11 protein-coding genes and 1 pseudogene are annotated in these 10037 nt (G+C 65.3%); 4 read left to right on the top strand and 8 right to left on the bottom strand.

From position 1 onward, the window contains the following. The first annotated feature begins 182 nt into the window (after positions 1 to 182). The 4 genes and pseudogenes from MHX64_RS09360 to MHX64_RS09345 all read left to right on the top strand — a co-directional run bounded on the left by MHX64_RS09360 (position 183) and on the right by MHX64_RS09345 (position 2030). The gene (locus MHX64_RS09360) at positions 183 to 512 is read left to right on the top strand and encodes a hypothetical protein (RefSeq protein ID WP_239356593.1); all 330 of its coding nucleotides are present in this window, start codon (positions 183 to 185) and stop codon (positions 510 to 512) included. A 7-nt stretch (positions 513 to 519) separates the two neighbouring features. Continuing rightward, the gene (locus tag MHX64_RS09355) at positions 520 to 1317 is read left to right on the top strand and encodes an ATP-binding protein (protein ID WP_239356594.1); all 798 of its coding nucleotides are present in this window, start codon (positions 520 to 522) and stop codon (positions 1315 to 1317) included. 85 nt (positions 1318 to 1402) lie between these two features. Then, a pseudogene (locus tag MHX64_RS09350) lies at positions 1403 to 1582 on the top strand (DUF2992 family protein); the annotation flags it as partial. 208 nt (positions 1583 to 1790) lie between these two features. Further along, on the top strand, positions 1791 to 2030 hold the full coding sequence (locus MHX64_RS09345; protein WP_181888928.1) for a hypothetical protein: 240 nt from the start codon (positions 1791 to 1793) through the stop codon (positions 2028 to 2030). A 21-nt stretch (positions 2031 to 2051) separates the two neighbouring features. Here the strand turns inward: MHX64_RS09345 and proB are convergent, their stop codons facing one another. The 8 genes from proB to MHX64_RS09305 all read right to left on the bottom strand — a co-directional run bounded on the left by proB (position 2052) and on the right by MHX64_RS09305 (position 10024). Continuing rightward, positions 2052 to 3167, bottom strand: coding sequence for a glutamate 5-kinase (gene proB, locus MHX64_RS09340; RefSeq protein ID WP_239356598.1), 1116 nt, complete (start codon positions 3165 to 3167; stop codon positions 2052 to 2054). A gap of 36 nt (positions 3168 to 3203) precedes the next feature. Then, positions 3204 to 4709: a GTPase ObgE gene (gene obgE, locus MHX64_RS09335; protein WP_181888930.1), complete on the bottom strand. Its 1506-nt coding sequence runs from the start codon at positions 4707 to 4709 to the stop codon at positions 3204 to 3206. Between the two features lie 92 nt (positions 4710 to 4801). Then, the gene (gene rpmA / locus MHX64_RS09330) at positions 4802 to 5146 is read right to left on the bottom strand and encodes a 50S ribosomal protein L27 (RefSeq protein WP_181888931.1); all 345 of its coding nucleotides are present in this window, start codon (positions 5144 to 5146) and stop codon (positions 4802 to 4804) included. A 21-nt stretch (positions 5147 to 5167) separates the two neighbouring features. Continuing rightward, positions 5168 to 5473 carry a 50S ribosomal protein L21 gene (gene rplU, locus MHX64_RS09325; RefSeq protein ID WP_181888932.1) on the bottom strand — a complete coding sequence of 102 codons (306 nt, stop codon included), beginning with the start codon at positions 5471 to 5473 and terminating at the stop codon, positions 5168 to 5170. Positions 5474 to 5658: 185 nt separating this feature from the next. Beyond that, complete coding sequence (locus MHX64_RS09320) at positions 5659 to 8412, bottom strand: translation initiation factor IF-2 N-terminal domain-containing protein (RefSeq protein ID WP_239356600.1); 2754 nt, start codon at positions 8410 to 8412, stop codon at positions 5659 to 5661. A 172-nt stretch (positions 8413 to 8584) separates the two neighbouring features. After that, the gene (locus tag MHX64_RS09315; protein WP_239356601.1) at positions 8585 to 9142 is read right to left on the bottom strand and encodes a TetR family transcriptional regulator; all 558 of its coding nucleotides are present in this window, start codon (positions 9140 to 9142) and stop codon (positions 8585 to 8587) included. 137 nt (positions 9143 to 9279) lie between these two features. Beyond that, on the bottom strand, positions 9280 to 9690 hold the full coding sequence (gene ndk / locus MHX64_RS09310) for a nucleoside-diphosphate kinase (RefSeq protein ID WP_239356602.1): 411 nt from the start codon (positions 9688 to 9690) through the stop codon (positions 9280 to 9282). A gap of 28 nt (positions 9691 to 9718) precedes the next feature. Continuing rightward, complete coding sequence (locus MHX64_RS09305) at positions 9719 to 10024, bottom strand: hypothetical protein (RefSeq protein ID WP_181888935.1); 306 nt, start codon at positions 10022 to 10024, stop codon at positions 9719 to 9721. Between the last annotated feature and the right edge of the window lie 13 nt (positions 10025 to 10037).

Here is a 10037-nt window from a genome sequence, read left to right as displayed (position 1 = left end):
AGCTTCTCGCTGATCTCGTTGACCCTCGCCGGGTCATGGTTTTTCTTCGGTGACACCGTAGTCATTATCGGTGAAACTCCCTCTCAATCAGAGCCTCACACACAAACTTCCTGACACCCTCGGGCCGGATTGAGTCATGGGCTCAAAGTATTGGGGCCGCAACCTACGAACTCATCCGCCAGATGTTTCACGCCCGCCAAGTTGAAGCCCAAGCCTACAATAGCGCCCTTGGCGTGTTGGGCCTGTCGAAGAAGTACTCCCGCAGCTTGCTTGAACAAGCCTGCCAAGACGTCCTCGATTCCCGCATGGTGCCGTCGGTGCGCAAAGTCCACGACACCATCAAAGACCTCGAAACTCGCACCGCCACTGCCACAGGTGGTGCGCAATCACCAACATCATCTGCTGCGTCAACTAGGCCGGTGGCGCGTCGCGCCCCAGCTGCGCAGGTGTCGCATGTACGGGGCAAAGCAGCGTTCGAGTTCAGTGAGCTTGAATTCGGTGAGGAGGCGTAGAAGCATCATGGCGTTAACCGATGAAGATTTCGACAAGCTCGGCTCGCTGCGCGGGATGCGCGTGTTCGCCGCGACGATCCAAGAGATCGTCAACGACCCCTCGCGCGATAACGACTCCTTCGAAGACAAGATCAAAGAAGCCCTCGAAGCTCAACTCACCGCCCGCGACAACAAGGTCATCCAGACAAGGTTGCGTGAAGCGAAACTCCTTGGCTCAACCGCCGCACTCGAGCGCTTCGATGCCTATCCTGGCCGCGGTGTAACCCAAGACCGCATCGACCGGCTCGCCACCTGTGAATGGGTCGACTACGGCAAAGACCTCATCATCGTGGGAGCTACCGGCACCGGTAAAAGCTTCCTCGCTCAAGCCCTGGCCGTCGCGGCGTGCCGCAAAAAACTCACCACCCGCTACTTCCGGCTTAACGACCTGGCCAACGATTTCGACGCTGCGGCTGAGCATCCCCAGGCCCGCAAACAACTCCTCGCCGACTTGCAGGCCCCGGCACTTGTCGTCATCGATGACTTCCTCGCCACCGATGTCTCAGCGCACGCGTTGAACCAAGTGTTCAACCTGCTCGTCGGGCGTGAGCATGCCTCTACCGTGATCGCCAGCCAGCACGAACCCGATTACTGGTACGACGTGTTCTCAGAGGCAGCACTGGCGGACGCGGTGATGTCCCGTCTTGCCAACCACGGCTCGAAACTCACCCTGACGGGAGAAGACATGCGAACCCGCGACGACATCAAACAAGAAAGGATGGGCCCTGCCATACCCAAACGGCTGCGTCAACCCCAGAAGCCGTAACCGGGGGTAAAAAACGGGTACCGGCAACCACCAACACCCCGGTACCCGATACCGCCCTACCGGTACCGAAAAGAAACGCCCGTCAAATAAAGAGCAACGCAAGACCTCAGGGGTGTCCTCGAAAGCCCAAGAAGCAACAAAATTAAATTTTGAATTAGCTAACGCAAACAAAAAGAAAGCTTCTCGGATCGCTCGGCGCGAGAAAGCGCAACGGAAATTTCAGATCCGTGCCGCTAAAAAGAAGGCCAAACATAAAGGCAAGTAGTCGAAGGCGTCAAAGCGAAGTTGCCATACAGCGAGAGCAAAGCTGTGTAGGCGTGAGTCAACTTATGCGCACGTACGCTCCCCGCTATATGCCTACAAGGACAAAGGGTGCCCCTAGCCTAGTGAGGGACGCGTCAACTCGGAAGATTTACATCGTTTGAGCTTGGCGTTTCCCTCCTTCCGAAGCCGTCGGATACGACTTCGGACCTATGTACTTCGACAACACCGCACACGCGCCGTTTTCAGAAATAGTGCCGTTCTACCAGTCAGGGCAGCTCGACGAAGGCTTTCTCGCCGGCCGGATGCCATACGAAACAGGAGCGCAACTCGCACTACTCCTCGATGCGCTGGACCCTGCCCAAAACTGGCAGTACTACCTCAATGGTCAAAGCCCGAATGAGAAGCGAACACTCATCGACGCCCTTGAACACACCCTCCAGGTGCACTGAAACTTCACTTACGGCTACCCCCTACAACCTGGAGGCGTAGTTGCTCAGGTAGTCGGCGTGGACGACTGGGCGGCGTTGGTGTTCGGGCAGCTCGTCGGAGTGGCGGCCGCACATCGTGGCAAGCTCCGCGGCGTCGTACGCCACTTCCCCGCGACCAATAGCTTCGGAGTCCGGCCCAAGGATCTCCACAATGTCGCCTGCATGGAACTCGCCTTGGATCCCGGTAATCCCCACTGCGAGCAGGCTCGTGCCGCCGCGGGTCACGGCCTCGACGGCGCCCTTGTCCAAGCGCAGCACGCCCTCAGCGTCCGCTGCGTAGAGGGCCCAAAACTTCCAGGCGTTGAGTTTGCTCTCCGGACGAGTGTGGAACACGGTGCCCACCTGCGCGTTTTCGAGCGCGTCCTCGATCTTCTCCGTGGCGGTGAGCAGCACCGGCACGCCGCCGCGGGTGGCCAGGCGCGCGGCCGAGACCTTCGCCGCCATGCCGCCGGTGCCGAAGACGCCCCCGTCGCCGGCTTCGACGTCGGTGAGGTCGTTGCCGGAGCGGACTTCGTCGAGAAGCTTCGCCCCTGGATCGGCGGGGTTCTTGTCGTAGAGGCCGTCCACGTCCGACAGCAGCACCAGCGCGTCCGCGGACACGAGGGTGGCCACGATGGCGGAGAGGCGGTCGTTGTCGCCGAAGCGCATCTCGGAGGTGGCCACCGTGTCGTTCTCGTTGACAATCGGCACCGCCCCCATCTGCCGCAGCCGGTCGATGGTGCGCTGCGCGTTGCGGGCGCGCTCGCGGGACCCGGCGTCGCTTTGTGTGAGCAGCACCTGGCCGATCGTGCGGCCGTAGCGCGCAAACGAGGCACCCCACACCTGCGCGAGGTGGATCTGCCCCACCGACGCGGCCGCCTGCTTGGTGGCCAGATCGCGCGGGCGTGCCTTCAGCCCCAGCGGCCCCATGCCCGCCGCGATGGCGCCCGAGGAAACCACGACCACTTCGGAACCGCGCACGATGCGGTGTTCAATAGCGTCCACGATGCGGTCGATCTTCGCCGGATCCAGCTCGCCTGCGGCATTGACCAGGGAACTCGTGCCTAGCTTGACCACAATGCGGCGGGCGGAGGCGATCGTTTGGCGAAGCGTTGTCATACGCGGAAAGTCTACGCCTGTGGCTAACCCGCGGCCCTAGCCCTGCCAGCGCTCGCGGTCGGCTTCTTCGCCGGTGCCGTAGTCGTACTCGTCGATAAGCCCGCGGCGGGCCTGGGACGCACGCTTGCGCTCCGCCGCGGAGGTGCGGTCCGTGCCGCCCAGGCGCGCGTCCTGGCCGCGGCCGGCAAGCGTCGGGTCGCCGCCGATGGACGGTTCCCAGTCGAACGAGATCTCGCCGATGGTCACCGTGTCGCCCTCGTGGGCGCCGGCCTTGCGAAGCATGTCTTCCACGCCTGCCTTGTTCAGGCGGTCCGACAGGTAGCCGACGGCCTCGTCGTTTTCGAAGTCCGTCTGGCGCACCCAACGCTCCACCTTCTCGCCGGTGACCAGCCACCCTTCCGGGTACATGGGGTCGCGCACGACCTCCACGCCCCCATCGTCGTGGCGGCGGCCGATGAGTTTGGGGCGGATGACCTGTGGCTCGTCGATAGGCATCGTGCGCCGCTGCTTGCGAGTGCGTTTGACGATGTCCCACAGCGCCCACTTCAGCTCGTCCAGGCCTTCGCGGGTGGCGGTGGAGATCATGTACACCGGCCAGCCGAACTTCTCCTCGATGTCCGCGCGCAGGAACTCAGCGAGCTCCTTCGCCTCCGGGATGTCCATCTTGTTCAGCACCACCAGACGGGGACGCTCGCGCAGGTCGCCAAGGCCGGAGTCCATGTCCAGGGCGTCGGCGTAGGTGTCCAGCTCATGCTCGAGGGCCTCGATGTCGGAGATCGGGTCGCGGCCCGGCTCCATCGTCGCCACATCAACGATGTGCGCGAGCACCGCGGTGCGCTCAATGTGGCGCAGGAAATCCAGGCCGAGGCCCTTGCCTTCGCTCGCGCCCGGGATCAGGCCAGGCACATCCGCGATGGTGAACGTGTCGTGGCCGACGTTGACCACGCCCAGGTTCGGCGCAAGCGTGGTGAACGGGTAGTCCGCGATCTTCGGCTTCGCGGCAGAAACCACGGAAATGAGGGACGACTTGCCTGCCGACGGGAACCCGACCAGGCCCACATCCGCCATCGACTTCAGCTCCAGGATCAGGTCGTGCGCCTCCCCCGGCTCGCCTTTCAGCGCGAAACCGGGGGCTTTGCGCTTCGCCGTCGCCAAGGCGGCGTTGCCCAGGCCGCCGAAGCCGCCCTCGGCCGCGATGAAGCGGGTGCCCGGGACGGTGAGATCCGCGAGCACCTCGCCGTCCTCGCTGCGCACCACCGTGCCCACCGGCACCTCCAGCACAAGGTCCTCGCCGCGGGCGCCGTTGCGCCAGTCGCCGGCGCCGTTCGCGCCGCGCTGCGACTTGATGTGCGGGCGGTACTGGAAGTCCAGCAGGGTGTGGACCTGGGTGGACACCTCAAGCACGATGTCGCCGCCGTGCCCGCCGTTGCCGCCGTCCGGTCCGCCGAGCGGTTTGAACTTCTCGCGGTGGACGGACGCGCAGCCGTGGCCGCCGTCGCCTGCTTGCAGGTGCAGGGTTGCGCGATCAACGAATTGGGCCATGGTGGGTTTTCCCGCCTTTCTTTAGGACACGGACGATGATATGCAAAAAGCGCCGTCGGCCCGAATGGACCGGCGGCGCCTACGCTTCGCGGTTACGCGGTGGCGGTTGCCTCTTCGGCGGTGCCTTCGTCGACAACGCCTGCTGCCTCGGCCTGCTCGAGGACCTCGGAAGCGACGCCCTGGCCGTCGGCCGGGACGATGTTGACGATGCGGCGCTTACGCTTGATGCCGAACTGGACGGAGCCTGCGGTCAGTGCGAACAGCGTGTCGTCGCCGCCGCGGCCGACGTTGTCGCCCGGGTGGAACTTGGTGCCGCGCTGACGGACGAGGATCTCGCCGGCCTTGACCTGCTGGCCACCGAAGCGCTTCACACCGAGGCGCTTGGACTCAGAGTCACGACCGTTCGAGGAGCTGGATGCACCCTTCTTGTGTGCCATTGTTCAAATTCTCCTATGTGTTTACTTGATGCCGGTGATCTTGACGGTGGTCTGCTGCTGGCGGTGGCCCTGGCGGACCTTGTAGCCGGTCTTGTTCTTGTACTTCAGAATGTCGACCTTCTTGCCCTTGCCGTGCTCGACGATCTCTGCGGTCACGTTGACCTTGGACAGTGCGTCTGCGCCGGAGGTGACGTCTGCGCCATCTACGAGAAGGATCGGGGTGAGTTCGACCTTGTCGCCTGCTTCACCCTCAAGCTTCTCGACCTTGACGAGGTCGCCCTCGGCAACCTTGTACTGCTTGCCGCCGGTCTTGACGATCGCGTACATAGAGGGTTACCCCTTATCTCTACTCGCCCGCCCCCTGCATGCTCGGAGGCGGAAATGGAACAGTTTGAGCGTTTCGGGGCCGATGGTGAGCCTGCCGTGCCCGCATGCGTAGGCAACGAGGCGGCACGCCCCGAAACAGCGACTCGGCAAGACTACACCGGCACCTTGCGCTTTACCAAACCGCGTTAGCTGCTGCGGCGTGTGGCGCGCCTGCGTCCGCGCCGCGGGGAAGCCTTTGCTTCTCGACGGCGCTCCGCCTGCCCCTCTTCCTTCTTCGGCCTTTCCTTCTCGGCCGCGCGGGCGTTGGCGGCTGCGGCGGACGTGGCGTTGGACTTGCGCACGGCGCGGCGGCGGCCCCGGCGGCCCGCCGCCGGCTTCTCCTTTTCTGCCGGCTCAACCTTCTTGGCATCCGAGTCGGCTGCTGCTGCGGTGGTCTCCTCGGCGGCGTCCGGGTAGTCCTCGCGGCGCGGGCGGTGATCCGAACGGGAGTTGCCGCGGGTGCGGCGCTTGCGGCGCGGCGAGTTGTCGAACTCGTCCACCGCCTCCTCGAAGCTCTGCTGCGGGGTGTCCTGCGTGTCCGCCGGGCGCTCGTCGCGCTGCTCCTGCGCGTCCGTCTGGTCCGTCCGGTCCGTCTGTGGGCCGCGCCCACGGTTGCCTCCGCGGCGGCCGCGGCGGCGCGAGGAACGGCGGCGCGGCTCGGAGCTGTCGTCGTCGGTGTCGGAATCCGCAGCGTCAGCGGAGTCGCTGTCGTCGCTGAAGATCGAGTTGAGCAGGTTGTCCATCTCGTCTTCGTTGAGGTGCTTGCGCTTGGAGCGGCGCGAACCGCGCGACGGCTGCTCGTCGCGGCCCGAGTCGCGTCCGGTGTCGTGCTCAGTGTCGTGCTCCGCCTCGGCGGGCTTGTTGCGGCCGCGGGAGGAGCGGTGCTCGTCGTCACGCGAACGGCGCTTGGAGCGTTCTTCGCGCCCGCGCTCGGAGTAGGGGTCGTGCTCGACGGGGTCGTCGGAGACGATGATGCCGCGGCCGCCGCAGCACTCGCACTCGGTGGAGAAGGTCTCCAGCAGGCCGTTGCCCAGGCGCTTGCGTGTCATCTGCACCAGGCCCAGGGAGGTGACCTCGGAGACCTGGTGGCGGGTGCGGTCGCGGCCGAGCGCCTCGTTCAGGCGGCGCAGCACGAGCTCCTGGTTTTCGGGCAGGATCATGTCGATGAAGTCGATGATGATCATGCCGCCGATGTCGCGCAGGCGGATCTGGCGCACGATCTCCTCGGCGGCCTCCAGGTTGTTGGAGGTGACCGTCTCCTCCAGCGAGCCGCCGGAGCCGGTGAATTTGCCGGTGTTGACGTCGATGACGGTCATGGCTTCGGTGCGGTCGATAACCAGGGTGCCGCCGGACGGCAGCCACACGGTGCGCGACAGCGCCTTCTGCAGCTGCTCGTCGATGCGGTGGACCTCGAAGGCGTCCTTGCCGTCGTGCTTCGAGCGGTCGAACTTCTCCAGGCGGTCCAGCAGGTCCGGGGCGACGGACTGCACGTAGGCGTGGACGGTGTTCCACGGCTTGCGCCCGTCGACGATGAGCGACGTAAAGTCCTCGTTGAACAGGTCGCGCACGACCTTGACCAGGATGTTCGGCTCCTCGTAGAGGGTGACCGGCTTCGCGCCCTTGGAGCTTTTCTCCTTTTCCGCCTGGTTCTGGATGGCGGTCCACTGGTTGTGCAGGCGATTCACGTCAGCCGCGATGGCCTCTTCCGGCACGTTCTCGGCTGCAGTGCGGATGATCGCCCCGCCCTTGCCGGGCACGACGTTGTTCAGGATCTCCTTCAGGCGCTTGCGCTCCGGCGCCGGCAGTTTGCGGGAGATGCCCGCGCTGCGGCCGCCCGGCACGTACACCAGGTAGCGGCCGGCCAGCGAGATCTGGGTGGTCAGGCGCGCGCCCTTGTGGCCGACTGGGTCCTTGGTCACCTGCACCAGCACCTGGTCGCCGGATTTCAGCGCCTGCTCGATGCGGCGCGAACGCCCGCCCAGCCCGGCGGCTTTCCAGTCCACCTCGGAGGCGTAGAGCACGCCGTTGCGGCCCTGCCCGATGTCGATGAACGCGGCCTCCATGCTGGACAGCACGTTCTGCACGCGGCCGAGGTAGATGTTGCCGATCATGGAGGACTGGCTTTCGGCGGTGACGAAGTGCTCCACCAGCAGCCCGTCTTCGAGCACGCCGACCTGGGTGATCTTGCCGTGGCCGTCGTGGCGGTCGCGCTCGCGCACCACCATGTGGCGCTCCACGGACTCGCGGCGCGCCAAAAACTCGGCCTGGCTGACAATGCGGGAGCGTTTGCGCTGCTCTTCGCGCTTCTCGGTGCGGCGGCGGCGCTGCGCCTCCAGGCGCGAGGAGCCTTTGATCGCCTTCGGCTCTTCGATGACTTCGGGCTCTTGCGTATCGACGTCCTCCGGCGAAGCCTCGTCGTCAGGCTTGGGCTCCTTCTCCTCGCTCGGGGCAGCCTGGCGGGTGGCGCGGCGGCGCTTGCGCTCCGGGGCCTTGAAGACGGGCGCGCGGTTGGTGGTCTCCTCCGGCACGGGGGTGATCTCCGGCTCGACGTCGGTCAGCGGGCCCTCGCGCAGGTCCGCCTCGACTTTTTCCTCGATCTGGTGGATCTCGTTTTCCACGTCCTTGCGCACGCGCTGGCGGATCTTCTCGTCAGCGGCGTCGTCGGCGGTCTCGTCGCCGGTGGTGTCTGAGGCGGCGGCGTCGGCGAGCGCGTCGAGAAGCTGCTCGCTCTCAGCGCGCGTCAGCGTGGATTGCGCGACCTTGACCACCCCGAGCTCCGACAGCGCCACCACGAGCTCTTTCGACGGCACGCCGAGGGCCTTGGCCAGGGTGAACACGCGGGTTTTCTCCGCGAGCTGGGAGCGGTCGAATTCGGCATAAATATTCTTGTGACCAGCCAATGTGCGTCACTCTCCAATTTTGCTCAGCCGCAACCCGCCGGGGTGTGCCGGGCGCTGGCAAAACGGTGCCGAAGCGGCCGCGCGGCGAACCCCACGGTGCGGTACATGTGAAAGTTTCCTAGCGTCGCGTGGCGACGCTTGCGCTCCCCATTGTGGCACAGCGGGGCAGTGTTTACTTCTCGGCCAGTCGCAGAAGGTCGGCCACCGCGGCCACGGGGGCGTTCTCGTGGGATTCAGTCAGCGCGGTGCCCACCACGATCTGCAGCACCCGCGCGGCGTTGAAATCCACGCCGGCGCGCTGCAGCAGCTGGGAGATGAGCTCCTTCAGTTCGCTGAGGGTGCGGCCGACAAAGTCGCCGACCTCGCCGGTTTCGCGCTGCGCCTCCACAAACGCGGAGATCACGGCGCGCGCCCGCTCCGGCTGGCCGCACGTCACCACCGCGACGGCCGCCTCCGCCAGGTTCACCGGGTCTGTCAACGCCTCACCCGCGGCGGTTGCGCGTTCGAACGCGTCACGCCGGCCCTGCTCCAGCCGTTCGAAGCAGGTAGCCACAAGTTTGTCACGCGTGGAGTAGTAGTAGCCGATGGATCCCACCGGCACCGACGCCGCCGCAGCGACCTGGCGGTGCGTCACCCCTTTGAGTCCCTCCGAAAGCAGCAGACCGATCGCCGCATCCAGGATCGCAGAGCGCTTCTCCACCGCTCGTGCCTGTTCGCTGCGAGATGCCACCACCATCTCCCTTTCTCACTATGCGGATTACATGCGACTCTATTTATACAACAACTGATCCCGCGTGATTCTAATTCCCCCCGCCCAAGGCGTGAAAAACACCGCAGCCGGGTGGCTGCGGTGTTGGCTACGTGCACTTAGAGGTTCGGGAACCAAATGCCGATCTCGCGCTCGGCGGACTCCGGCGAGTCGGAACCGTGGACGACGTTCTCCGCCACGGACAGCGCGAAGTCGCCGCGGATGGTGCCCGGGGTGGCCTTGGCAACCGGGTCGGTGCCGCCGGCCAGCTGGCGCCACGCCTCGATGGCGCGCTCGCCCTCGACGATGCCGGCGACCAGCGGAGCGGAGGTGATGAAGTCCACCAGCTCGCCGAAGAACGGCTTGTCCTTGTGCTCGGCGTAGTGCTTCTCGGCGGTCTCGCGGTCTGCGGTGCGCAGGTCCAGCTCCACGAGCTTCAGGCCCTTGCGCTCGATGCGGGCAATGATGTCGCCGACGTGGCCGTTTGCAACACCGTCGGGCTTGATCAGGATCAGAGTGCGTTCAGTCATAGCCCAAAATCTTACCCCAAAGTCGTGTTTACGCCTCGCGCACGATGCGCGCTGCGTCTTCCGGCGTGGTGTTGCGGAACCACAGCTGCACCTGCTGCACCGCCAGCTGGAAGTTGCCCTCCGCCTTCATGCGGTTGACGGTGGCGCGCTGCTCGTCGTCAAGCTCGGGCGCAATCTCCTCGCGGCGCGTGTATTGCTCGTAAAACCCGAGCACCAAAAACAGCCCGGCGGCGATGATCGCCGCGGTGCCCACCCACCCGGGCAGGGTGGTGTAGACGGCCACCACCGCGACGATGGAGAACACGGCGGCCAGGGCGAAACTCACGATGCGCATGGGCCATACCGTA

Origin of the sequence: Corynebacterium sp. ACRPZ (assembly GCF_022346205.1) — a bacterium.
In the GTDB taxonomy this organism is placed as follows: Bacteria; Actinomycetota; Actinomycetes; order Mycobacteriales; family Mycobacteriaceae; genus Corynebacterium; species Corynebacterium lehmanniae.
The sequence above is the reverse complement of the archived record's forward strand: the minus strand, read 5'-3'. Positions and strand labels throughout refer to the sequence as shown.